We start from the raw sequence: 25,938 nt of genomic DNA, 5'->3' as shown, positions 1-25,938 counted from the left end.
TCATTCCATGAAAAATCACAGTCTCGATCGGCTCGGGCCGCGGCAGCAAGCGCGACGGGCGCGGCCAACGACCGGGCCACCGCTCGCCGGTATCGGGCGCCATTGGGGCAATGCGTTGAACAGATCGCTCGGGAACATCGCTCTGCACTGGGGCAAAACGATAGAGGCGATCCTCGCCGACGCGGTTGGCGAGGATGTCGATCACATCCGAAACGTCAGGCTCCGGTGCCTCGGCAAGGGAAGAGATCGTCTGTTTTGCCCGCAGCGGCTCGGCGATGCTCGCTGCAAGCCGCATCAGTTCGATGCCGAAGCCGGGATCGATCGTCTCGATTTTGTCGGTTAGAAGCCGGGTCAAACGCTTTGCATCGCGCACTGGCGTTGCCGTGCCGGCACGGATCGCCTCGATGCGATTGTCGACGCGGAAGAACAGCAGATCGAGCCGCCGTGCGCCAAGTCCCCGCGTCTCGAGCTCGGCGCAAAGCTCGGTCACCAGCTTGCCGGTATAGCGGGCGATCGTCTCGGCCGCGCCGATCGGTTCGGCAAAATTGCGGCGCACCTCGACGATCTCCTCCGGCCGGATCGGCTCGATCGGTTCGCTCACCCGTCCAAAGGCCTGGTCGAGACGTCGGCCAAGTTCCGGTCCAAAACGCAAGGCGAGCGAGGCGCGCGGCGTGCCGGCAAGATCAGCGACTGTCTCGAAGCCAAGCCGTCGCAGGCTATCGATCGTCACAGCGGGAAGGCGAAGGGCAGCGATCGGCAAAGGCAGGATCGCTTGTGCAATTTCGCCGGAGGGAACCACAAGCGTCTGCCGTGTAGCGAAGCGGGCCAATGCGTGGGCTGCGCCCCAGCTGTCGGCGACCGCGGCGCGTGCAGCAAAACCTGCTGCGCCAAGCCGCTCCACCATCTCGGTTAGCATCGCCGCCTCTCCGCCATGCAGATGATCGGCGCCGGTCGTGTCGATCACAATGCCGTCCGGTGGATCGGCCGCAGCGATCGGCGCATAGCGGCGAAGCGCCCAAAGCGCCAGCCGCTCGAGCGCCATTTCGTCGGCGTCGGGCTCGGTGTCGTGGACAATCAGACCCGGAACAAGGGCCTGCGCCTTGCTCGTCGGCATGCCGATGCGCAGGCCGGCCGTTTGCGCTGCCGCATCGGCGGCGAGCACGACACGGCGACGACCATCACGGCCGACAAGGACGAGCGGCGTCTCAGGCAGAGGCGCGGCGTCGCCCGATTTCCTTCTGAAGCGGTCCGTCGGCCACATCGGAAGGAAGAGCGATACGACCCTTGGCATCGCAAGCCTCCACTGTAAAATCTGCACTCTCTCCGGCCCGGCATCGGATCAGCTCGACATGCCAGCGGGCGCGTCCGACGCCCGGCACCGGCAATGGCGTCGACGGCAGGACCGACACCCGCCAGCGTGTCTCTGCGGCGGTCGGCTGGCCGAAATCGGTTGCCTCCGTCTGTCGGCGCCAGCGGCGAAAGGCGATGCCGATGGCGCCGGAGCTTTCGGCGGCGAGCTGCAGGCGCCGTGATGCCGTCATCGAAAGCCGGGCCATCTCGGCAACGACAGCGCCAAAACCGCCACGAAGGCCCTCTTCGAAACAGGCGAGAACGGATTTTTCGTCGCCGGCTTCGACATAGATTACCCGTCCCGGAGGAAGGCCGGCCTGTTCGATCGCAGGCGCGAAAAGATCGGGCCGGGTAACGCACCACAGCACCTTGCCCACCGTGCGCGCGGCAATACCGGCAGCGAAGAGTGCCGCGGCTGCGCCATCGACGGAGCCATTTCCACCACCCGCGACCTCGTGCAGACCGCCAAAAGCCAATCCCCCTCCCGGCAGAACCCTGTCAATCGCGGCCACTCCGAACGGCAAAACCGTGCGGGCGCGCGCATTTCCGCCTTCGAGACGCGCAATGCGTTCTCGAAGCTCGGAAATGGCAGCAGGGGGCGCCGATACACTCATCCGACCCTTGAAACGCGGAAAGCCTGTGATATGTTCTACATTTGTTCTCGTCTTGGCTAAGAGTCAACCGAGATGATGTCGTGCCCCTGCGGAAGGAGGGCATTCGATGCTCGGGTCATATCCTTTTCTATGCGAAAATTTTGGAGTTTTGGGCGCCACGGAATGTCCGAAAATTGTAGCATATTTCGGACTCATACCTTGCCCTTTGTCCCAAATTTGTCGCATATTTCGGACATGCCTATAGTTGAGACCGATACCGATCTTCGCTCGCGCCTGCTTGCCCGCATTGAGTCCAAACCCGACGAGGTCTGGACCCCCGGCGACTTCGCCGATCTCGGCGCGCGCGCCGCCGTGGACAAAACCCTGCAGCGCCTGGCAGCCGCCGGGGAGCTGCGCCGGATCGACCGAGGCCTCTATGACCGGCCGCGCACGAACAACCTGACTGGCCGCGCCACGGTGCCGGACTATCGCGCTGTGATCCGCGCCGTCACGCGCCGCGATCGGGCGCGCGCCGTCATCGATGGTATGACGGCCGCCAACGACCTCGGCCTGACGACCGCCGTCCCCGCCCGAATAGAAGTGCTGGTCGATGCGCGGTTGAAGCCAATCAAGCTCGGCACGCAGGAAATCCACTTCAAATACGCTGCCCCTAGCCGCCTCTATTGGGCGGATCGGCCGGGGATGCGGGTCGTCCAGGCCTTGCATTGGATGCAGGACATGCTGACCCAGAAGGGCGAACGGAAGCGTATCCAGGCGACGTTGCGCCGCCTGTTTGCCGACCCCAAGCACGGCGAGGCCATTCGCGAGGATCTGCGCGCCGGTCTCTCCGCCGTGCCGATCTGGATGCAGGAGTTCCTCCGCGAAATCCTGAAGGCGGCCCCGCACGAGGCGAAGCCATGAGTACCGATGCTTACCGCCAGGTCATCGCGGCATCCCCACGTGACCGGCTCGACCTTTTCCTCGCCACGGCCAATCGGATCGGAGCTCCGGTGGGCAATGTCGAAAAGGATTTCTGGGTCTGCTGGACCCTCAATTCGCTCTACCACGAACGGCCTGCGGGTGAGCCACGGGTGCTTTTCAAGGGCGGGACGTCGCTGTCAAAAGGCTATGGCCTCATCCAGCGTTTTTCCGAGGACATCGACGTTACCGTGTTCCGCGACGATCTCGACGCGGCTGCCTCCGTCGAAGAGCTTGAGGCACTGTCCAACAAGAAGCGTCGCGCCAAGCTCGACGCCATCCGGGACGCCTGCCGTGCGTATATCACAGAGCCGCTGCGAGACTTCCTCACCGCTCAACTTGCCGACATTACGAACGGCGCCGGACGGGTGGAGCTCGACGAAGCCGATGCCGATGGTCAGACCCTGCTGCTCTGGTATCCCGAGGTCGAGCCACGTGATGGCGCCTATGTGCGACCGGCCATACGCCTCGAGTCCGGGGCGAAATCGGCGCTCGATCCCAATCGTCCCATCACGATCACGCCCTATGTCGCGGAGGAAGCGGCAGGCATTGATCTCACCGTCGCCGACGTGACCACGATCGAGGCGACTCGCACCTTTTGGGACAAGGTGGTGATCGCCCATGGATTGCGCCGCTGGTACGAGCGGCGCGGCGAACTGCGGCAGGAAGGCCAGCGCGTGTCTCGGCACTATTACGACCTGCACTGTCTTCTCGGATCCGAGACCGGAAAGGCCGCGCTCGGCGATCTCGATCTTGGCGCCGATTGTGTGCGGCACGCACGAATGTTTTTCGACCGTCCCGACTATGACCTCGCCTCAGCAGTCCCGGGCAGCTTCGCGATCGCGCCCGCTCCAAAGATGGTGGACGCGCTCACGCGCGACTATGTCAATACGGCGGCCATGATCTTCGGCACTCCGCCGAGTTTCGATGACATTCTGGAATCAGCACGGCAGATTGAGCAGGACATCAACACCCATTCCTAGTCGCCTGGTCGCGTCGCTGAAAGCCGGCCACGTCGCGCCATCGGTGATGCTGCGTAAACTCGCCGGCTATGGTCTGCGAGACAGCGCGCAGCACGACGGCGCTCAGGCTTCGTTCTCCCGCAGTGGTTGGTTTTGACCGGAACCGGGGAAAAGAAGAAGAGAGCCATTCCGGGGATATGTGATCTTTCAAACAGCCTGGAGGCGCGGGTCGAAGGATCCAGGATAATGGACGGGACAAGTTACTCCACTTCGAAGCCCTGACTGGTGAACTTCAAGGTACGGCTGTTCTCGGTGACCGTCCGGACCACGTTGTCGGGCGCTCCTGTTGGTATTCTGGCCTCGATCTCAATAGTCACAGTCACCTCTGAGCCGACCAAGCCGACGAGGTGAGAAATTACCTCGTCGGCGATCCGGCCGGCATCACGGCCGACTCGAGCTGGATCAACGACCACGGTGCCGTGGAATCGCCTAGGCGTGCGAGCTGCTGGCCTCACTGAGATGGGACCGTCACCGGGGGCATTAGGCTGATCGCCCGGTTGCTCACCTGTATCTCCGCCGGTCGATAGCACCGGCTTCGGTGCGGCGTCGGCAGCTTGCTGCCGCAAGGCAACATCGGGCTTAACGAGGACCCCGCCAAGGCTATCGACAGAAGCGACTACTTGTTGCCCGCCGCGCAGGCCGCGATACCTCTCTGCCGCCTCGTCAAAGCTGTCTGCGTAGGCGAATGATTCACTTTGCCACAGCAATAGGCTCAGTCCGTCCTGGACCGCCGCTGCGAGCACCTGTGAGTCCTTTATGCGTGGCAGATAAAGATATCGCGCGAAGTCGTCCGCGAGCTGCATGACCCCGACATCATCGCCTCGCCAAAGAGGAATGCGATCGAGCTCCATCCGCAGTCGGGTCCCAGCAAGCGCGGGCACGAGAAGCTCTTCGTTGCGAAGCCGCTTGCTGACGCGGACGGCAAGCGCGTCCTGGCCAGACAGGCGGTACGCGTGCCATTCGATCGGAGATTGCGGGCTAGTTTGCGCCGGAACAAGTAGCCACTGATAGGCCTCAGGGAGCCGGGCAGCAACGGCTCCATCGGCGGACTTCACTTGGGTTTCGGCTTGCTTCAACTGTTGCGGGTCGAGATTGAGGCCTTCTTTCTCTAGGGTGATAGACTCCCAAGCCAGATAACGGCGCACCGCCTCGTCCAAATCTTGCAGCCGCGTTTGATCAACGGCCAGGAAGGTCAACGTGTTCCTGAACAGTCGAGGTGCCGCGCCGCGCGATTCCAAGATGGCGTTGGCTGCTAACTGGGCTTTGTTAGTCGCATCCTTGCTATAGGGATGGTCGATGCTCAGCACGACTAGGCGGGCATCCATATCATCGGGCACGTCCGCACCGGACTGCGGCAAGGGATGGATGCGCCGGAACTCGCCGGCTGAGCGCAGATCAATGCGCAGGCGACGATCAATCTCTTGCACGACGGCATCCGGGTTCCGCTTCAACTGCTCGGCGCGATCATCGGCAAGCTTGGTGACCGTCGGCTGCGTCGAGTACCAGTAGCGGGCGCCGTCCTGATAGAGATAAGTCGCTACTCCGCTCAATCGCCGAAGGGCATCGCCGAACACCGCAGGCGTTTCGCCCGGCATGACGCAGCCAAGTTTCACGCGACGGTCTTCGAGGCCCCTATGTGCCGCTTGCGTGAGCGGGGCCGAGCCCAGGTAGATAGCGCGCGCAACGCGTCGGCACGCCGCAAACTTGCCGAGATTTGGTACTTCGCCATCGAGCCGCAGCGGCAACGAGCTGGGGCCGTCCACGTCCTTTTCGATGACCGGCACCCAGTTGTCCGAAAGATAGCGCGTCAGTTCGAACTGCACCCGGGGATCATCGATCGAGATGTTCGCCGGCAGAATCATCGGATTGCGGTCGCCCTTCTCCCATAAGCTGTGAATCACCGCGGCCATAAGGCGCAATACGCCGCGGGTGCGTTGGAATTTCACCAGCGTCGACCAATCGGTGTAGAGCCGATCGAAGATCTCGGGATGGATTGGGTAGGCAGCCTTGAGCCGCTTTTCATAGTCGGCATCGCGGCACTCAGGCGGAAATTCCTGATGCTGCGTCCGGTAGAGGTCAGCGAAGGCGCGGGCCACTACGTCTCGGTCCCTGAATTGCGCCGGATCGGACATCGGCTCGAACAGCCGTCGTCTCACAATCTCGAAGCCTTCCTCGGCGCTGGCAGGTCGCCAGGAAGATTCGACGCGGCCGACGACATTGCGCAGCCGATCAAGTGCTTCGCGCCCGCGTTGGCCGCCTACTTCGACATCATCAGCTTGGGTGTGAGGCGAGCCCGACGTGTCCGAGGCTGGAAGGCTGATCACCAGCATGCAATTATTCGCCAGCTTCGCCGACTCGGTGAGGACCTGAGCGAAAGTGAACTGGGTTTCGAATCCGCCCGCCGGTAGGTCGGATTGATCGTGGAGTTGGCGCGCATAGGCAACCCACTCGTCGATCAAGATCAAGCATGGTCCGTACTCGACGAATAGCTCACGCAGGACATCGCCCGGACTCGTCGCCTTCTCGTCGTCAGCTCGAATTCTTGCAAAGGCCTTCTTGCCGCCAAGCTGCCATGCCAACTCCCCCCAAAGCGTACGAATGACGGTCCCGTCGTGCTTCGTCGAGGGATTGCCAGGTGATATCTTATTGCCCACCAGCACGACGCGCTTTGCTGTCGGCAGCTTATTTGCCCCGGCCTCCTGCATGATGGAGTCGATGCCGGCGAGCTCCGTCGGGGCAATACCTGAGAACAGGTGATAAAGCGCCAGCATCGAGTGCGTCTTACCGCCACCGAAGTTGGTTTGCAGCTGCACCACCGGGTCTGCGCCTTGGCCGGAAAGCCGCTGCACGGCACCAACCAGCATCCCCCGGAGGCTGTCGGTGAGATACGTCCGCCGGAAGAACTCGACGGGGTTCTTGTATTCGTCGGTACCTTCGCCAAGATGCACCTGCCACAGATCGGCCGCGAACTCGGCCTGCTGATAGCGGCCGCTTGCCACGTCCTTGTGCGGCGTAACGACCTCGCGCCAGGGCTTTAGGTTTCCTGTCGCCTGGCTCTCAATGGCGGTTCCAGCGCTCTTCCGCTTTTCACTCCGCATCTGCTCGTCGAAGATAAGTCGGCGTAGCTCCATTTTCATCTTGCCGACTTCATCGGCCTGCGACGCGGAAACGGCTGTGAGCAGGCGCGCGATTGAATCCAGTGCCCGGTCAGTATCATCACCGGAAAATAGCTCCTGATGCGCCCAGCGGTTGCGGTAGCCACGCACCTCGCCGACGAGTCCACGCTCAGCCGGGCCAAGTGTCTTACGAAACACATCGTTCCAGGCATCCCACATAAGCTTCAACAGCAGTGCCGAGTCCCACTGGGTGATGGGCTTGTCGCGAACGTGCGGATCCTCGGCCATCGCTTGTGCAGCCTGCACCGATTGCCCGTTCTTCAGGGCGCTCTTGACCTCACGCTCGACGAACGGCGCAAGACCGGCCTTTAGGAGTTCGAGGGCTTTGCCAATGCGTTCCTGATTCGTAATTGCCATGGCCTAGGCCCTCCCGAACATGTCAGATTGCGTAGGTGGCGGAACGGTTCGTTCCTGACGTGCGAGGCGGGCGATTTCGGGCCAGCCCAGAACTAGCGCGTTGTAGCCGAGAGCTTCTTGAGACAGTTTTTTCTTCTCACTCACCTTGAACAGCCTGTACGCCAAATCTCGCGCTGCTTCGCTGTTGGAACCCAATTTGCGTAGGAGACCCGAGGTGATCTCGTCTCCAGCGCCCTGATGGTGATACAAACGCAAGAGATGATGCGTCATTTCCCAGACCGTTAAGCGGCTGTCGTTTTCGGGATCCCAGTCTGTCGGTAGCTCGAGGGGCCGAAGCAACCGCACCTTCCCCCCTTTAGAAAGAACAACGCCAGCATGTTGAAGCCCCGACACGGAGGTGACCTTTGCCTTGCTCAATAACTCGGCGTCGCCGAAGTCTCCTTCGAGAAAGCCATTTTGCTCGAACCAAGCAATCGCCCATCGCGTGTCGGCGTCGAACTCGTCTTCGACCTCACTGAGCACTTCCGTCAACATTTGATTGATGGTGTTAATGGCAGACCTGACAGACATGTGTTTGCCTGCGGGGTCGAGGATGCGGTCGTAACGAGAGTAGATCGCCATTCCTGGCCCCAACGCGGCCTGCGCAAAGTCGACAGGCGCAATATTGCCTTGTTGTAAGTGACGCAGTGCGGCAGGAAGAGTTCTCGATAGTTCCTGGCGGAACTGCGCGCTGGAAATCTGTGGCGCTGACGACAGGCGAGGGCGACAAGCAAGAACTATATAGGATGCGAGGGCGTTTGCACCCATAGAAACCATCCGCCATTTCTGTGAAGCGCGAACCGGCCAAGTCGCGGTGATCTGAAACCCGCTTGAAATTAGCGCTTCTAATAATGTCTCCCAACCAGTGGTTAGATCGAGATCGTTGTGCGCACCTGCATCCTCGGCGGCATCTTCATCTTCCTGCTTGAATGCGTAATAGACTGTGAGCGGAAAGCGCGGATCCATCTTACTGCGCAGCGCTGAAAAGGCTTGTCGGAACCCATTCTCGAAATGCTGCTTTGCTCGCAGGGCATCCCCTTCGAAGCGATTCGCTGCCGCTATCAGCTCGGGAAGTTTTGGCACCAAGACAGTTGAAAATATATCCGGATAAACTTTCCCTATCGATCTCCTGAGCCAGACGTAGAAGAAGTCCGACAATACCGCATAACTAATATTGTTATAATATGGTGGATCGGTGCTTACTAAAATAAGCTCAGCACCATTTTGCTCGGCGGCCGCGTCGAGTTGCTTGGCCTCACCAACTCGTGCTTCGCCTACAGAAATCACCTCTACGCAATCAGCCACATAGTCGCTACACGTCTTCCAAGCGCCGACCGAGCTTCCGAGAAAATTCGCCTCGGCAAAATCGAAAACCATCGGAATAGCTTGCTTCCCGAAAAGGTTCATAACTTTTTGATTTGACGGGCTCCATCGGCAAAGACTGTTGTTAAAGTCTGCGCAACGGTCGGCGGCAAGAGCCAGAAACGTGCGCACCACTTGCTCGTAACGGATGGCGTCAGTCTCCTGCAATCCGGCGCGCTCGGCATCCGCACGGATCTGAGAACCGATTTCTTGGATCAGATCGCTTGCGGTGAGGAGCGCTAAGATTTGCCGATCGGTGAAGAGGTGGCCCCAGGAGGATAAGCCGTATGCGGTGCATACGCCGCCCGTGATTTCTGCTCTAGTTGGGAGAGGGCCAGCAAGTAAGGACGCGCGAGCCTCTGCGATATCATCATGCCATTCATGTATCTGAAGCGATTTTTCAGTTTCAGAATTTGGGGCGATGTACATTCGGCCGGATGGTCCGTCTGCGACCACACACATCAGCCTCTCGCGAAGTCTACCAGCCTTACCTTCCGACTGGACATAACTCCGCTGTATCGGTGTTCTGGTCAGGATGCAGATGAAGTCCTGACCCTTTCCGGCCTTTGTACCGAGTCGCGCCTTGGCCAATCCATCTTTCGTTGGCACTCCGGAGTGAACTTCGAATCTCCATCCTTCATCGAGCCTTTCGTCGATTGCCGGATGTACCCAGACTGAATTGTTGCCCTTCGTCGATAGGACGAAAGACGAGGCGATCGGGACATGCTTTCCTTTGGCCGCGGGATTAGGGCTCGCCACCGTTCTTACCCAGATCCAAGCAATTACATTAGCTTCGCCACCGCGGACATTCTCAGAATTAGCCTTAGGATAGTACTTGCCAATTTTCTCGATGGCTCGCTGATGGATGACGCCGGCATAGTATCGGACGTCGGCAGCTAACCCGTGAGTCCCGCGCCAAGCTTCGCTTCCGCCAATCCACTGACGGGAATCTGGATTAACCGGGGCATGCCCACTCCACTGTGGTGCAAGCTCCAGATTGCACCTGTTTAGGAGGACGGCGACCGGGTTGAGATCCCCGGCGTGGGCTTTGAAGCCCAACCGACTAGCTTCGAGCGGTATTGATCCGCCGCCAGCAAATGGGTCAAAGACCGGAGGCAGCTGACCGTCGCAGTTTTTCAGCATCTCAGCTTTCGCCTCGGCGTAGACCTCGGGCGCTTCGTGAAGCTTCTTTCCCATCATCCGACGTATGATATCGAACAACCGCTCACGCTCGGCATTCTGTTCGTCTTCTGTCGGCCATTTTTCCGGGTGCGCTTCCGGATCGTCAACGACGGAGGCAAACAGAATCGCGCGCGCGGTCGGAAGCGGTAGACGTGCCCACCAATGGTGGATGCCCTTCGGGTGCGGGCCAATTCCTGGCATTTTGTCGTAAGCCGACGCGTCGTTGATCTCCGGTAGCGGCAGAGCTACCTCGATCAGCTTCTTCTTCGGGCTATTGCTAACGGTCATGATCAAAAACCAATCGGTACGTTGCTGGGTAGAGGGTGAGTTCGCCGTCGTCGCGCATGGCGCGCAGTCGCGCGCCTGGCACTTCGATGGGGTCACCCTGCGGGGTTGAGAGAATGAGAGCATAGAGATCCGGGAACTTCTCGATTAGCCCCCAGATGTCCGCCTCAAGCTGGAGCGGCTGCTGCTCTAGGCAGTGATCCTTCGGCCAGTAGCGACGGACGAATTCGCCTTTCGCCGTCCGCTGTTCCCAAGGGAAGCGATTGTCGTGGGCCTTGCTGATCCAACTGCCGTTGGCGTGGAAAAAGCGATCGTCGCTCTCCTTCTGATAGCCGAGGGATCGAGCAAATCGCTCGATAATGCTCGGCTTGACTGGTTTCGGAGCGGGTCGCTCTCTTGGCGGCCCAACATCCACGCCGTCCAACTCCCCGTGGATTTCATCTGGCTGTTCGGTCGGCCCGGCCTCGATCGCGGTAGCCAGCTCGGCCACGGCGGTCGGTTCCGGCCTCACCTCAGCGTCCGGGCTTTCCGGTGGAGGAATATGATCGGCCACAGCTTCCACTCCGCCGGCTTGCGTAGCCTGTCCCTCGGAAAGCGGTGTTGCGCTTTCTGATGGCGCGGATCCTGATCGGGGCTCAAGTTTGAAGTTCTCTTCCAGATACTCGGTCACTTCGTCGACCGGTCGGCCGAAACAATAGTTCAAGGCCGCAGTAACATCGGATCGGCCAAAGACCTTCCCCAGCCGCTCCGGCACCAGCCGCGCCAGCTTCGCCCGCGGAAGCTGCTCGACATAAAGCACCCGGTCGAGCCACACAACCTCGGCACGCTTCGGTGTTCCCGCCGGCGCGCCGTCGATATAAGGAATGATCTCCAGCGTAGGTGTGGTCCGCCAAGCAGTGCACGAGAGATCCTCTGCATAGGCGCGGATTCGCTGCGCGTCGCCACTGCCATCGAGTTCAATCCTGCAGAGTTCGGCCCCCAGCCTGGTGAGCCAGGGTTGCTTCTCCGGCGAGCCAGAAAACAGGAGGTCTTGCGGAAGGCGTTCCTCGATGCGGTCCGCAAGACGCGGTAGACTTCCGAAAGGCGACGTTTCCGTAGTCTCCGCCGGCAATCGCTGAAAGTCGGCGGTCTTTTGCTTCACCCATTCATGCAGATGGCTGTACTCCGTCAGAGTCTGCATGGTGAGCGCGTATTCAAGCGACGTTGTCGGCAGCCATTCGCGCGCCAGATTCAACCATTGACCGCACTCGTGCCATATCCGGCTCGCGTGGCGGGACATAAGCGCCCGAACGCGGCGGGCATCGTCCTGCGATAGCGCAGCCCCCGCAGGGAGTTGCTTGAGCCACTGAATGGCCAGATCCGCAGTTGGTCGCTCCGCGACCCCAATTTTTCGCCAAAGCGCCAAGTCGCGAACCGAGGCACGGATGATATCGGCGCCTGGCGCATCATCTTCATCGGTAGAGAGATACACGCCTGACAGTGTGGCCCAGCCAGTTCCCTCGACGAGAATGATCTTCTCCTCCCGAAAGGCGTTCTTGATATTCAGAAGATCGGCCGTCGAACATGTATCGACCATCTGGTCGAGACGCCGATACCATTTCTCGACTTCTTGGATTGGTGGCTGGCTGGTTTGCGCCAGGGCTCGGAGGCAGTCCAGCAGGCGGTCCGGTCCCGTGGGTGTGTTCCTGACTCCGAGCAGCGCTAGCAGCGGCCGAGTAGTTTCTCGGTCAAGCAGCCCATGGACGAAAAACTCGACCTCGATAAGTGACTCGGTATCAGGCGTTCGTCGTAGCATCTCGGCGGGCTTGCGGAGGACACCTCGCGTGTCCGGGAGGCAAGGCAGATCCCGAAATTTCAGAATCCATGACGGCAGGAGTTCATCAGAGCTTATCGCCCGCGTGCTGCCTGTCGTCGCGACATGCAGCGCGCGTGCTTTCGATGCTGACGACCAAAAGGTTTCCGGCTGAGCAAGAATTCGATCGAGAACGCGACCCCAGAGGCGATCGTCATCCTTCGCGCCAGCGGCCCAATGGTTCCAAAAGGCATCGTCAAAGTCGAAATCTTCAACGAAGAAACGCGATGTCTTGTAGTGAAAAGTCGGAGCGGACGATGAACCGCGCTTGCGGATCTCGGTTTCGATCTTCTGCCGGCCATACAACTCGACGCGCTTCTGCTTGAGCGGGGCGAACTCCAGAAGGCCAGAGCGCCCCGAGGAAATCCAGCGCCGCCACTCCTCCGCGGTGCATGAGGTGAAATCCTTCGAATAGTCGGGATGAAGAAGATGCTCCGTACACCAAAGCTTCGGTAACAGAGGCTCCAAGGTTCCGTCTCTGTCGAAAAGAACCAAATGGGCACGCGATCTGAGCCGCAGATCGCTCGACACAAATCTGAAGGAATCGCCGGCCGTTACGCCCAGCTTCGCGGCGATTTGGGCAAGTTGGACGCAGTTGGGAAGGGCTTTCGATTCCTGATTGAAAAATCCGGAAGCTACCTGATCAATGACCTTGTTGACATCGCTCGACTCCTCAAAGCCAAGAGTCTTGAGGACGGCCTGCGCGGCGGATGCCTCCTGATCAATTTCGGCTTCCCCAGCACCTTCCGCGCTCCTGCACTGCTCTGTGATGAAACGCGTCCAGTTTTGATTCAATACTAGCAAGTGCGCGGACAGGAATTCCCAATCTGCATCCGCCTGGAGTAGACGCTTTTCCCCTAATCGCACGACCTCGGCAGCCGAATAGAGGACATTCCTGCCTTGAGCGGGAAATATCCTAAGTTTCGACCGGATCGCCGTCATGCGCCAGCTGGTCAGGTCCGGCGCCAAGTACGCCCATAATTTCAGGAGACTACGCCACAGCTCTGGCCTCGGTAGGTGCTTTGCCTGAAGAGCCGCAAGGACATGTTCCTTGCTTACGCGATCGACCACGCCCCGGCGGACCAGCTTTTCGCGATTAGCGACAGACACATGGCGGGATAGCGCCGGTCGGCTAGCACTGTCGAGGAGGGAAGCAACCTGTTCGGCGGGCCAGACATCGAACATTTCCTCGGGGAAGATGACGCTCTGCCCGCCGGGTCTCAGGTCGCCGTCATTAGTGAGGAGAAAGGCTTGGCCTTCGATCGCGCCATCGAAGGTTTCTTCCACCGTCGTCGTGCAAGTCCCTTCAAGCGAATTGTCATCACGAACAACATCAGCGAACAGCTCATAAGCCCGAGATCGTTCGACCACGCTAGCGTTGGCGTCGCGCAACCATCGAAGCATCACTGATGCTGCGAGCGCCCCGACACGCTCCAAGAGCCACCGATTTGTCGGTGATGTTTCTGGGTCCTTGATCTTCAGGCGGGCCGGGTCTTGGATGAATGGAGCGTTGCAGGCGAAGGGCAGCGAAGTCTCGACCCCCGTGGGCAGCACGACGTATAGCCGCCCATTGGCGCCAAGGACGATCTCGACCTTGCAGGGGGGGAAGTCCGCCTCTTGGTCCGCACCGAGAAGTCTCTCCTGCCGGATTTCGGACAATGCCTCGGCCGGAAACGCCTCTTCTACGGATCGCGCGAGCAGGAAGGCGTGATCAGGATTGTCATGCAGGGCCATCCACTCCGTATCTGGGACTGGCCCGCAACCCATGCTGCCCCAGTGCATTTCATGCTCGCCAATCCGCAGACGACGAATGTGTTTGAAGAAGAGCAGGGAAACCGGACTTTTGAGCCACTCCTCAAGGTTCTTCTCGACCTCCCGCTCCCGATGGCCATCGGCGATTGGTACATGGACTTCGGTGTGGCGTGTTGGAGAGGCGTCGCCATTAAGCCACTTCGGTTCGGTAAACCGCTGGCGCTCGAAGGCCACGGAAAGCGTGGGTGTCAGAAGACGAACTGTGTCCCCAAGACTAAACGTGCTCTTGAAGCCGATCCCTCGGAACCCGATCGTATGCAGCGCACGTTTGTTGGAGTAGCCGAACCGGCACAGAGAAGCGAAATGCTCCTCGGCAAAATCCTCTCCATCATGCGTGAAGATAAAGCAGTGGTCTTCGATACGTACCGTCGCCTCGGTGGCGCCAGCGTCGTCCGCGTTTTGCAGGAGCTCCGAGAGAATATGGCGAGGGCTCTGGACCTGCTTGAAAAGCTGATGCCAAGGGCCGGCGAGTTCGGGATCGCCTTCCAGCTGGTCCCAGCGTCTCACCGCACGCTCGCGTATCCCATCGAAGTAATGTGGCTGCCCGATCATCTGGGCGGCTCTGCACGCGCGATCAACTCAGCAAAATTATAGTTTACGCTGGTGACGCCGAAATCCGGTTCGCGCTGAAACGGCCGACGGACATAGTGAAGGCGGTGATCGTCGCCATCGAATTCCACCATCGCAAGAATGAAATCATCCGGCTTGTTGAGCGAATAGAGGATTTCATTGCGAGTGACTGTGACAGTCGCTGCACCAGACAGCCGCCCCTTTACCTCTATGAAGCGAAGGCGCCCCGTGCCGGGCATGCGGCTTTCGATGTCATATCCGAGTTTTTCCAATTCACGATCGATTGGCTCAAAGCCGAGATCACGTTCGACTTTCATCACGATCTGGCGGGCTTTTGCGGCGGCCGCCAGAGTGTCCGGGGATTCTGTGAATGTGGGCGATCGAACCCCAGTCATTGCAGCAACCAACCCGGCCGGAACGACAAGCATGCCGCCAAGGACGACGGGGGGCAAAGGAGAGATCTGCCGTTCGCGCTTGATCTCGTCCATACGCTTTTCTAGACGCCCCTGAAGGGCATCAGCACGCTTCCGAGCCTCTCCCGAGTTCAGCCGGGCATTTACTTTGCCGGATTGTTCCTGAAGTTTTAGCTGTTCGGCACGATGATCCCAGTAGTTGATTTCCTTTGTCAGCCTGTCCTTGACGGCGGCCTCAGTCTTGCTGAGCAATTCGAGCTTACGTGACCTAACCTCATTGAGGTGCTCCGGCACAACATTGGTGATGGCATAGCTCTGGGCCTTCTGTTCGATCTCCCGACCGATCCAAGCAGACTCAGCCCGAGCGAGGAAAGCTTCCACAGTTGGCTCGCCGTCGTGGAGCGGCCGATAGTCAAGATAGGGTGCGTAGTTCAGATGGCGGGCCTGTTCCTCCGCGTCGATCTCAACGTAGAGCATCCGCTTCGATACGATCCGCCGGTCCCCGCTTCGCGTAATGCCTGCGTCCTGAATGGCATGTTCTAGAAAAAACAAGACGCGCGGAGTTAGGCCCGGATCACGGTCATCGACCAGGACAGTGCCTCGGCGCAAGAGATCGCGATGCCGCTCTAGGGTGAGGTCTATCGCCGCGTCGAGAAGTGGGTGGCCCGGACAGACAAAGGCAGCGAGAGCTAGGCCCTGTGGGGCAACGAGCGACTTTTCAAACGCAATACGCTCGTAGCGGGGTAGTACCGGTTCACCGAACCCAATCAATCGATCACGGTTGCGTATCGGCGCGGGTACATGGGTGACCTCGTATCGCCGTGGCTCGCGCTGCTTTGCATTGCCGCCTAGCTGCTTGAACGCCTCCAGGAAAAAGGATTCGATATAGTGGGGCTGCAGCCGGCGTGCCTCAGCACGCTCCATCTCCTCACGTATCCGATGGACCTTACTTACGTCCATCGAGTCATGTGCCAGCGCGTGCTCCTCTAGCAGGTCTTGAAGCTGGGTCCGATCAAGCGCGCTGTCGACAGCCTGGGTAAGCCTCGCTCGAACCTCCGGTAGATCTCCGTAGCGTATAGCTTCGATGAGGAGCTCTCGCAGCGGGCGTCCCTCGAACTGAAGCTTACCTAGGACATCGAAGACCTGTCCTCCGAGGGTCTTGCGGGCTTGCTCCAGCTTTTCGAGGAGCTTCCGATACACATCGCCCTCTCGGGTTCCTTCCGCGATGAGGTTCCACAGATGACAAACTTCGGTCTGACCAATGCGATGGATGCGGCCGAAGCGCTGCTCCAAACGATTCGGATTCCACGGAAGGTCGTAGTTCACCATCAGATGGGCACGCTGGAGATTTATGCCTTCACCTGCGGCGTCGGTTGCAAGTAACACTTGAACCTCAGGATCGTGTCTGAACGACTCCTGTGCCTTCAACCGCTCCTCGCGGCCCATTCCTCCGTGGATCATGACGACCGACTGCTTGCGACCCAAAAGGGTAGTGATCCGCCCTTCGAGGTAGTTCAGCGTGTCTCGGTGTTCCGTAAAAAGAACCAGCTTTTGCGATGGGGAAGGAGTCGGCTTTGGGATAGGATGAACGCCCGCATCATAAGGAGCTGGGTCCCCCTCGAGTTGGTTGGCGATGACAGCCGGAGTGAAAATCTCGGACAAAAGGTTCGCAAGCTCGCGCCACTTCTTGTCTTCACCGCTACGGCGGATCGAGTGCGCCAGGACCTCAAGGCGTTTCAGGGTTTCGATTTCGTTGCGCAGTTCCGCGATGCTTCGCGCGGCCGTCGCTTGATCGAGTATGTCTTCCTCGGCCGCCTCGACCTCATTATCGGGCGCATCCTCGAGATCCTCGACATCTTCTGCGTCGAGCGCCGGAGCCGCCGCCGCTAGCGCAGGCGCCACTTCGCCGCCGCGTTGGAGCAGTTCCAGCTCTCTGAGCCTACCTTCCAATCGTTCCCTTCGTCGCCTTAGAGACTGGTGGATCGCTTCCGGCGAAGACGCGAGGCGGCGCTGGAGAATGGTAAGGGCGAAACCCACGGTGCCGGCGCGCTTGTCATTCTCGAGAGCCTCCGCTCGATTGAACTCCTCGCGCACGTAGTCCGTGACCTCCTTGTACAGCTGAGCCTCAGCGTCCGAGAGTTTGTAGGGGACGGTATAGGCAATTCGCTCGGGAAAGAGAGGCGTCGCGTCGAACTTGAGTAGATTTTCCTTGACCATCCTTCGCATGAGGTCGGAAACGTCTGCCGCATGCACGCCATCTCGGAATCGACCCTCAAAGCGATCACCATCAAGAAGCGCCATAAATAGCTGAAAATCTTCTTCCTTGCCGTTGTGCGGCGTCGCAGTCATTAAAAGGAAATGTCTCGTCAATGTGCCGAGCAATTGGCCCAATTTGTATCGCTTAGTATATTTGATTTCCCCACCGAAAAACGTGGCGGACATCTTATGCGCTTCGTCGCAGACGATTAGGTCCCAGCGGCAATCAGGGGCCTGAAGCTTTTGCTGCACATCTTCATTGCGCGAAAGCTTATCGAGACGCGCAATAACCAAGTTATTCTCGAGGAACCAATTGCCGGTCCTGGCTGCTTCGAGCTTGTCGTTGGTCAAGATATCGAAGGGCAGATGAAACCGTCTATACAGTTCGTCCTGCCATTGCTCTGCGAGGCTACCTGGGCATACGACTAGGCAGCGATGGAGATCGCCTCGCGCGATCAACTCCTTCATCAGTAGGCCGGCCATAATTGTCTTGCCGGCGCCAGGGTCGTCTGCAAGGAGAAATCGCAGAGGCTGACGCGGCAGCATGGACTCGTAGACCGCGGTAATTTGGTGCGGCAGTGGCTCCACAACGGAAGTGTGCACAGCCAAAACTGGATCGAAAAGATGGGCGAGCCGAATTCGCTGCGCTTCAGATACGAGCCGGAAGAGCGTGCCGTCTCCGTCGAAGCTCCATGGGCGACCTAGCTCTACAAGGCCAATTCTTGGCTCATCATGCCTATAGAGCAGTTCGTTTGCGACCTTACCTTCGGGCGTCTTATAGGTGAGCTCAAGAGCGGCTGAACCATGCCAGTGAACGCTGACAACGGTCACCAGCCCATCTGGCAAGATGCCGCGAACGGACGCATTGGGTTTTAGGTCTTCGAGTTGAGCCATCTTAAGAATCCTCGCGATGAACTTTCGCCGAATTGTCCCGAACACCGAACGGTTGGCTCGTCCCTGCAGCCGTCATATTGAAGAACCGTGTGTCGAGGTCTAGCCGCTTCAGAGTTAGCAAGAGGAGAGCGCTTCGGCATCGCATGGTGGCACTGGCTAACGCTCAGCCGCGCTTCTTGTCGTTCTTGCGGGCCTTGTCAGCCTCGTTTAGTTCTTCAATCGTTGGTGGCACGAGTTGGTACCATGAATAGCCAAACACCTTTTCCCGGTCAGCGTGGAGGTTTTCGATTCTCCAGAGTCCGGCTCCCGGCAAACCTGTCTTTGCGTTCACCACCAAGACAGTCAGCGGCGGAAGGTCATTGTCGGCACACCAGTGCATGATGTGCCCAAGTTGCGTTGCAAACACTCCGGCACCGCCGAAGCCAAGTATATCCGCTAATACTCCGTAGGTAAGTGTTCGACGATTCGCAGCGGCAGCGATCAAAATCGGAAATATTTGCGTCGCTCGGCTTGTTGCGCTCGTCACGTCTGAAAATAGTTTAACTGGCATCTTTTCCCCCTTCGAAGTATCACCATCGCTCTAACTCATGTCTCTGCCATGATCAGTCGCTGGTTCATTGCGTCTGCTAAGACGGCAATACAATGGATGGTTGCTCCCGACATCTGCCTATCATGCCCCAGGACGCGGTTGTCAATCGGCACGGAATAGGGATCCCGAATCGACGTTTCTTGGTCTCGGACGTGACGTTCTCGTAGAGCATCACACTGGAACTCCACGGAAGCCTGTCTGTGGGAGACCTCGGGCAAATATTTCGTCTAGCTAGAAACCGGGCCGGCGACATACTGCGCACCGGCCTACGCCTGCCCTGCCGCACTCGCATCGGCAAACTCGGCGCGTTTCAGCGCGGATTGCACGGCCTCTTTGTTCAGCAAAACTATGTGCTGCGCCCGCGGAGGTTCCTTCTCGGCATCCCGGAGCAATCCGAGCCTCTTAAGGACATAGAACAGCATCGAACAGCGAACCAACAGCACAGCTTTATTATCCGTCATGCCGTAATCCTTTGCCACGACCTTCTTCTGATTTTCGGCGAGCGCCGGATGCGGTGTAATTTCGACCCGGATACGCTCGTGCCATCCCAGGTCATTCTCTCCACCCGCGCCGCTCGGGCCGGGGGAACTTGCTTCGAGAATGCGCGGCAGTATGAAGTCTTTGTACTTGGCGTCGAGGTGGCAGTAAGCGCGCGAGTGCCAGCGAAATCCGTCATAGCCGAAAGCATGGGGCGACATGCGCCGCCACATGGGATCAGGACGAATGCTGTTCATGGACTGGTACAGGACTTCCACGGATTTCTGCTCGCGCATTGCATCGAGGACTGCCCGCAACACGGCCGTATCGACATCACGGTGCGGTGTCAGAGCGATGTCGGATTCGGGATGATACCGAAGCCAGGATTCGGCTGGCTTTGATAGTCCTTCCGCAAGGGAGCGCAGGCGAGACAGGTACGCTTCGGGGCCAGGGGTCAAGAATCTCGGTTCGAAATTTCGGGCCGGGATATAGCGCTTGGCGCTCTTGTCGTACTCCACATTTCCTGGTGCTCGCTCCTGATACAGCGTCAGGTCCTTCGATGCCTGCGGCACCGAAACGCCGAACATGTTAATGATATCCGCGCGGTTCACCCCGCCTTCCCAGAACAGCCGGAACTCTATGAATTCCAGCCTTTGTTCGACGCCCCAACGCACCCCGGGTCGTTCGTTCTCCATCATAACCTCACAATGCGTATAGAAACTATATTGAAATTGAAAGACGATGTGTATAATTCATATTCTCATCAGCGCTGACGGTCAATTGAAAAGCGGGCTCGGGCCATGCGTGGCTCCCCCACATTGCGCCAAGCCTTCAGCGTCGATACGTGTAAAAACGCTATGGACATAGTTACACGATCCGTATAGTTGTTGTTCCCATCGATGCCTCGTCAATGACGATCGGGGCGACCTGGCGAAGCGTAAAACGCTATCGGGCAACAGAGGAGTTCGGAAATGGCAGGCACAGACGATCAGGTTGAGAAATTCCTTCAGGCACTCGTGGAGGAGCTCGCCATTCCAGTATCCCGGTATGAACAAGCCGAGACGAGCTACACGTCCCTGGGCGATTGGTTTCACCGGCCCGAGAGCACGGTGCGGAATTTCGATCCGGCGGTTTATGTACAGGGATCGTTTCGTCTTGGAACGGCGATCCGACCGGTCAACGACGCCGAGGAGTATGATGTCGACTCAGTCTGTGAGTTGAAGCAGCTCACCAAGAACGATCTCACTCAGTTCGACCTAAAGCAGCTCCTGGGCCATGAAATCAAGGCTTATCACGACGCCAAAGGGATGACGAAGCCTGTGCGTGAAGGCCGGCGTTGCTGGATCCTCTCCTATGCAGATGGCGCCCAGTTTCACATGGACATCGTTCCCTCGTTGCCGAATGGCTCAGAACAGCGGCTTCTTCTGGAACGCGCGCAATTCGATGCGCGGTGGGCGGATACTGCGATCGCCATCACGGATCGCGATGTCCCGACCTACCGGGTGCGGACAGCCGACTGGCCGCGCTCCAATCCAAAGGGATATGGGGAATGGTTTAGGTCACGAATGGGTTCGGTCCTCGCCCGGCGCAAGCAGATCCTCGTGGAGTCGTTGAAGAGGCAGGGGATCACGGCTAGCGTCGAGAAGCTGCCGGACTATCGCGTGCGGACACCGTTGCAGGCCGCGGTGATGCTCTTAAAGAGGCACCGGGACAACACGTTCATCGGCGAGCCCGATCTGAAGCCCATCTCTGTCATCATCACCACGCTGGCAGGCCACGCATACGGGGAACAAGACACGATCTCCGGCGCCCTCTTTTCGATCCTGGAGGGCATGGACCGGTACATCCGTCACGATGGTACCAAATACATCATTGCGAATCCCACCGACCCGTTCGAGAACTTCGCTGACAGATGGGAGAAGGACCCGCGCAAGGCGAAGGCCTTCTTCCGGTGGCTCGAACAGGCCCGGCAGGATTTTGGACGCGCCGCCCACGCCACAACGTTGAAGCGCATGAACGAAGCGGTCTCTGCCCGGATGGGCACGGCGTTGACCGACCGAGCAGTGACAAAGATCAACGGAAACGGTGGAGGGCTCCTGCGCACGCCGTCCGCTGCCCCCGCGGTGGCCATCCCGACCTTCGGAAACGCGCCTCGGGTGCCGACGACGCCGAAAGGATTTGCATGAGCTGGTGGCTGACGAACGCCTCCCGTGCGAGGTCCGAGCAGGTCGCGCTCGCACAGTTGCAGGAGCGCGCCGGATGGCTGTCGGCTGTCGGCTGGAGGGTCGGCGACGATCTTCAGCTGATCGTGGATTTTGACATCCAGCACAATGGTGAGACGTTCAGCCTCTACATGGTGTATCCGTCGACCTTCCCGGATACACCGCCCATGGTGTTATCGCGGGACGGTAAGCGGCTTACCTGGCACCAGTACGGGGCGGGAGGAGAGCTCTGCCTCGAGTTCCGGCCGGACAATTGGGATCCGTCGATCACCGGGGCGATGATGGCTGAGAGCGCATATCTTCTCCTGTCGGGTGAGAGGCCGGAGGGAGACGAGGGCGGCGTTGTTCCATCGGCTCATAAGGCGTCGATCGGCCGCGACGCCCGCAACGAGCATATGAGGTTCGTACTTGACCGAGGCGTCATCGAAGTTCTCGAAGGACTTCCAGTCGATACCGCTATACCCATCATCGCCTGGGATCGGTTCGAGAAACCGACGTGGGTTGCATCTCTCGTCAGTGTAGGGGACGAAGGCTCGATATGGTCGAACAGCGGTCCAAAGCCTTCGCGCTCCTCGATCGCTAAGGGGTTCGCCTTTCGCACTACGCGTGAGATCGCCCGCTTCGGGGCAAACCCAGGGCGTTTCGCCGAGCTGTTGCCTGCTGAGTTCCCCGAACTTGCGGAGCAACTGCTGGAAAGCCCCTTTGACGGTTTCGTGCTGCTCGGGGACGCAGACCGGTGGATCGCGCTGAACCTCTATCCGCAAGAAGGCAAGCAGACTGTCTTCGGCTATAAGATGATCGTCGCACCCGGTACATCCGGCCGCTTGCCGGCGAACCACGCCGGTCTTGCAGAGAAGCGGGTCGCGATTGTCGGATGCGGCTCGGTTGGATCGAAGATCGCTACCACTCTTGCCAGATCCGGCGTCCGAAAATTCACGCTCGTCGACGACGATATCTTCTTCTCGGCAAATCTCGTCAGGAATGACCTCGACGCAAGAGCGATTGGCCAACATAAGGTCGACTCCTTGAACGCTCGCCTCAAGGACATCGTGGCGAATGCCGAGATTTCCATGCGGCGCGTGGCGATAGGTCAGCAGGAGAGTGCCGGAACGACCGAGTCCGTCATGGAGGAATTGGCGCAGGCCGACCTGCTGATCGATGCGACCGCCGATCCGCGAGCGTTCAACCTGATGGCGGCGGTCGCGCGCCGGCACCGCAAACCGATGATTTGGTGCGAGGTCTTTGCCGGAGGGATCGGAGGTATCGTCGCGAGGGCGAGGCCAGAGCTCGACCCGATCCCGACGATTGCTCGAGGCCAGATACGCGCCTGGTGCGATGCCCATGGTGTGCCGTGGGCGGCTGCAACTCAAGTGGAATATGGAGCGCAGCGGGAGCAAGGCTCCCCGCTCGTGGCTGACGACGCCGATGTCAGTGTCATCGCCGGCCATGCTTCGCGATTGGCGCTGGATATCCTGACGCGCGAGCAAAGCATCTTTCCGTCCTCGGCCTATGCGATCGGATTGGCTGCGGAATGGATCTTCCGCGCAGCCTTCGATACCTGGCCGATCGCCCTTCTGCCGGAAGGAAAGTGGGGCGAAGCCCAAGATGGTGCGTCCAAGGAAGACCTGAAGGAGCTTCTCGCCTCTCTCTTCCCGGAAGTCGCAGCATGATCCGGGTGGGAGTCTCCCATGAGGTGCGCGATTGTATTAAGCCAGCTCTTCGACGAGCAGGGTCGCGTGAGATTGGCGGCATCCTCATGGGGCAGGAAGTCGCGCGCGGTCATTTTGCGGTCGTCGATTTTTCTCTGGACGAGATTTCGGGAGAACGGGCTCACTTCGTTCGCGACGCCGACCATCACCGGCAGGCTTTGGAGAACTTCTTCGATCGGACAGGTCACAACTATCAGACGTTCAACTACCTCGGCGAATGGCACTCGCATCCAAGTTTTTCAGCGCAGCCGAGCGTTACGGATCTTCGTTCGATGCAGGATCTGGTCGACGGAGAAAGGGGTATCGAGTTCGCCGTGCTCCTGATCGTGAAATTGGGATTTTTCCGGCGCTTCATTGTGTCCGCAAGCCTTCATAGGCGCGGTCGGGAGCCCGAACCTGTCGAACTGACGACCAACTGAGGAAGCCGCAATATGCACTGGGATACCGTTGACTTTGTGATTCGATCGGCCGCCGGATGGTTCTTTCGAGCGCGCCACGCGGAGAGTTGGATTTTCCGCGGTGCTGTCGCCGTGCTGATTGCGATTCATGGCGCAAACTGGGCCTTCAGTTACTCCGGCCCTATCTGGGGCACACCCGGCACCGTGGAGATTGGTACGGCCGGGACTATCCCGGATGGGATCCTCTGGGGCGTCACGATGATTTGCGCTCTGCTGATGATCGGTTCGGCCGTCTGGGCGTGGAGGCGGTACTCGGACGAGCAAGAGCGGCTCTCGCGAAAGAAGGTCTTTGTTATCGAGGGCCGAGGATTGCGGGATGACGACGGTTCGCCATTGAAGGCGGCCGTTCCTGACAGCATCGTTGGTACTCGGATGGACTACCTTCTGGACGTGCGGCAACGGAAGGACGGACTCATTGTTGAGCCCGAGGACCTTCTCCAGCCAATCGGCACGATGAAGACGTGGCTCCACCAGGCTCAGAAGGGAAATGACAGAAGCGATTTGACGACCGTCTATGGCGGACTGACTGCCGTGCCGCTCACCTTTTTGACTGGAGTGCTCCTGGATGACGAGGGCGATGTCGTCGTCATGGACTGGGATAGAACCGCGAGTCGGTGGCGCTTGCTCGATGGGTCGGACGATGGTTTGCGCTTCCAAATCACAGGGATCGAGGAAGCCCGAAGCGCCCGCGAGGTGGTGCTCGCCATCTCGGCTTCATACACAGTGAAGTCGGAGGATTTGGCTACCACTTTCACGCACCCTGTAGTCCGCATGACGCTGCGGGATTCGCAGTCGTCGCACTGGTCTCAAGCCTGGCAATCGGCGCTTGCCGATCAGTTTCTCGGCATTTTGAAGCAGCTCGACGCGATGGGAGTCGATCGGATTCATCTCGTCCTCGCCGCCCAAAACAGTGTCGTGTTCAATCTCGCGCGACGCTACGACAAAAGGAACCTGCCAAAACTCATCGTCTATCAGTACGAACGCCCGCAGGAAGCACGATATCCGTGGGGAATTGAGATGCCGGTCGCCGGAGCACCCGCCGCCCGCGTCGTGCATCTAGCTAGAGCTGGGACGCAATCTCACACGGGTTGACCAGCTTGACACCGGCGGAGCTCATGGCCCGCGAGCAGATGCGGAGCGCGCTACGGTGGTGCCAGCAGTGGAGGACTTGGACGAGCGCTCTCGGCTTAGGTTTGCCCCGGAGTTTGAAGCGACCCGAGATTGAGATGGTGATTCAACGAGTCATTGCCGTCAGCATTCAGGGCGTACTAAGAGTCAGACGATCCCCCACGCCCGAAACCGCCCCCTCCCCGTCATCTCGCGCAGGCCGAGCTCACCGACGAGATTGAGCGCACCCTGCTTCGACACCTTTAGCACCTCCTGGATCATGCCGGTCGAGACGATCGGCCGCGAGAGCACGAATTCGACCAGGACGGCCAGTTTCGAGCTGGTGCGCCGTTGTTTGAGCCGCCGTTCCATCTGGCTTTTCGCCATCACCAGCCGGTCGTGCTCCTTCAGCCCCACGAGCGCCGCCTCGTGGATCGCGTCGAGTGAAGCCAGCAACCGGTCACTGCGATAGCGTGCTCGCCGACGCTCTCGTGGAATGATTTTCGCGCCGAGATGGAGGCAGGCTAGATGGTGGGCGGCAAGGCCCTCCTGCCGCAGCAGCGCGGACACCAGCAGCGGTCCGAGCCAGATGCCATGCTGCAGCACTTCGATGTCCGACCAGGCTTCGAGCAGGATCGCCGCGCGCAACACCGCCGGCAACTCCCGCGTTTCCGCGAGGACGGCCTGCCATTCGGCCAGCCGTTCTTCTTCATCCCAGTCGAGATCGTAGATCAAGTCCGGCCGGTCACGTCGTGACGTTTCCTCCTTTCGAGCAGGCACGTCGGCACCGCTCAGAATCTTCGACGAGCGCGCCAGGACAGCATCGATCTCGGCAAATTCTTCAGCCAGAAGATCGTCCTCACCATCGTCCCGACCGTCGGCTTCAACGGGGCTGGCTCCAGCCCCCTGCCCTTCCCCGGTTTTTTGGCCCGCCGCCGCCGGTACGGCGCCGCCGCGGCCGGTCAGCGCCAAAAAACCGTCGCGGCCGAGCGCCCAGTCCGGTTTTTGCGCCAAAATTCGACGGCGGGTTCGCAGCACCGCGTGCGCGCGCGTCAGTTCGTGGGTCGGGGCGCGGATGTCCATGTGGGCGTCGTGCAGGACGAGGTCCTCGAGGTGGACGAGCTCCCCCACGAGCCAAAGCGCGGCGGCCGCGTCGGCAAAATTCTGGCGCTCGATAAACCCTTCGCGGAGCGGCGAGCGGGCCAGCCGCTCGTCGAGCCGCGCCAAGGCTTCGG

Annotated in this window: 15 protein-coding genes; 6 read left to right on the top strand and 9 right to left on the bottom strand. The window is 59.6% G+C overall.

What is annotated here, in order from left to right; translation table 11 throughout:
• Together EH240_RS33990 and EH240_RS33985 are read right to left on the bottom strand one after the other, a co-directional pair.
• On the bottom strand, positions 1 to 1,291 hold a 1,291-nt coding region (locus EH240_RS33990; protein ID WP_148101163.1), incomplete at its 3' end, for a Y-family DNA polymerase.
• On the bottom strand, positions 1,206 to 1,964 hold the full coding sequence (locus EH240_RS33985) for an ImuA family protein (protein WP_125006742.1): 759 nt from the start codon (positions 1,962 to 1,964) through the stop codon (positions 1,206 to 1,208). The genes EH240_RS33985 and EH240_RS33990, both read right to left, overlap by 86 nt.
• Before the next feature lie 234 nt (positions 1,965 to 2,198).
• Between EH240_RS33985 and EH240_RS33980 the strand changes: the two genes are divergently transcribed.
• Both EH240_RS33980 and EH240_RS33975 read left to right on the top strand, forming a co-directional pair.
• On the top strand, positions 2,199 to 2,864 hold the full coding sequence (locus EH240_RS33980; RefSeq protein ID WP_125006741.1) for a DUF6088 family protein: 666 nt from the start codon (positions 2,199 to 2,201) through the stop codon (positions 2,862 to 2,864).
• A complete protein-coding gene (locus EH240_RS33975) occupies positions 2,861 to 3,904 on the top strand; it encodes a nucleotidyl transferase AbiEii/AbiGii toxin family protein (RefSeq protein ID WP_125006740.1) in 1,044 nt (347 codons plus the stop codon). The genes EH240_RS33980 and EH240_RS33975 overlap by 4 nt, the downstream gene beginning before the upstream one ends.
• 239 nt (positions 3,905 to 4,143) lie before the next feature.
• Here EH240_RS33975 and EH240_RS33970 read toward each other — a convergent pair whose 3' ends face one another.
• The 6 genes from EH240_RS33970 to EH240_RS33945 all read right to left on the bottom strand — a co-directional run bounded on the left by EH240_RS33970 (position 4,144) and on the right by EH240_RS33945 (position 19,902).
• The gene (locus tag EH240_RS33970; protein ID WP_125006738.1) at positions 4,144 to 7,476 is read right to left on the bottom strand and encodes a Swt1 family HEPN domain-containing protein; all 3,333 of its coding nucleotides are present in this window, start codon (positions 7,474 to 7,476) and stop codon (positions 4,144 to 4,146) included.
• 3 nt (positions 7,477 to 7,479) lie between these two features.
• Positions 7,480 to 10,347 (bottom strand): DUF1156 domain-containing protein, encoded by a 2,868-nt coding sequence (locus EH240_RS33965; protein WP_125006736.1) that lies wholly within the window; start codon positions 10,345 to 10,347, stop codon positions 7,480 to 7,482.
• Complete coding sequence (locus EH240_RS33960; RefSeq protein WP_125006734.1) at positions 10,337 to 14,560, bottom strand: sacsin N-terminal ATP-binding-like domain-containing protein; 4,224 nt, start codon at positions 14,558 to 14,560, stop codon at positions 10,337 to 10,339. Before EH240_RS33960 ends, EH240_RS33965 begins: the two co-directional genes overlap by 11 nt.
• Positions 14,557 to 18,141, bottom strand: a complete 3,585-nt coding sequence (locus EH240_RS33955) for a helicase-related protein (protein ID WP_125006732.1) — start codon at positions 18,139 to 18,141, stop codon at positions 14,557 to 14,559. The genes EH240_RS33960 and EH240_RS33955 overlap by 4 nt, the downstream gene beginning before the upstream one ends.
• Before the next feature lie 163 nt (positions 18,142 to 18,304).
• Positions 18,305 to 18,691 carry a hypothetical protein gene (locus EH240_RS33950; RefSeq protein WP_206075374.1) on the bottom strand — a complete coding sequence of 129 codons (387 nt, stop codon included), beginning with the start codon at positions 18,689 to 18,691 and terminating at the stop codon, positions 18,305 to 18,307.
• Positions 18,692 to 18,996: 305 nt separating this feature from the next.
• Positions 18,997 to 19,902: a BrxR family helix-turn-helix transcriptional regulator gene (locus tag EH240_RS33945; protein WP_125006730.1), complete on the bottom strand. Its 906-nt coding sequence runs from the start codon at positions 19,900 to 19,902 to the stop codon at positions 18,997 to 18,999.
• A gap of 276 nt (positions 19,903 to 20,178) precedes the next feature.
• Between EH240_RS33945 and EH240_RS33940 the strand changes: the two genes are divergently transcribed.
• The 4 genes from EH240_RS33940 to EH240_RS33925 are packed head-to-tail and all read left to right on the top strand — an operon-like array spanning position 20,179 to position 24,688.
• Positions 20,179 to 21,393: a nucleotidyltransferase domain-containing protein gene (locus EH240_RS33940; protein WP_125006728.1), complete on the top strand. Its 1,215-nt coding sequence runs from the start codon at positions 20,179 to 20,181 to the stop codon at positions 21,391 to 21,393.
• Positions 21,390 to 23,099, top strand: coding sequence for a ThiF family adenylyltransferase (locus tag EH240_RS33935; protein WP_125006726.1), 1,710 nt, complete (start codon positions 21,390 to 21,392; stop codon positions 23,097 to 23,099). The genes EH240_RS33940 and EH240_RS33935 overlap by 4 nt, the downstream gene beginning before the upstream one ends.
• Complete coding sequence (locus EH240_RS33930; protein WP_206075373.1) at positions 23,096 to 23,557, top strand: Mov34/MPN/PAD-1 family protein; 462 nt, start codon at positions 23,096 to 23,098, stop codon at positions 23,555 to 23,557. The genes EH240_RS33935 and EH240_RS33930 overlap by 4 nt, the downstream gene beginning before the upstream one ends.
• Before the next feature lie 12 nt (positions 23,558 to 23,569).
• Positions 23,570 to 24,688, top strand: coding sequence for an SAVED domain-containing protein (locus tag EH240_RS33925; RefSeq protein WP_125006724.1), 1,119 nt, complete (start codon positions 23,570 to 23,572; stop codon positions 24,686 to 24,688).
• A gap of 183 nt (positions 24,689 to 24,871) precedes the next feature.
• Here the strand turns inward: EH240_RS33925 and EH240_RS33920 are convergent.
• The coding region (locus EH240_RS33920) for an RHE_PE00001 family protein (RefSeq protein ID WP_281035197.1) at positions 24,872 to 25,938 on the bottom strand (1,067 nt) is incomplete at its 5' end.

Source organism: Mesorhizobium tamadayense (assembly GCF_003863365.1).
In the GTDB taxonomy this organism is placed as follows: Bacteria; Pseudomonadota; Alphaproteobacteria; order Rhizobiales; family Rhizobiaceae; genus Mesorhizobium; species Mesorhizobium tamadayense.
Note: the sequence above shows the minus strand (reverse complement) of the source record. Positions and strands in the feature narration are given on the sequence as shown.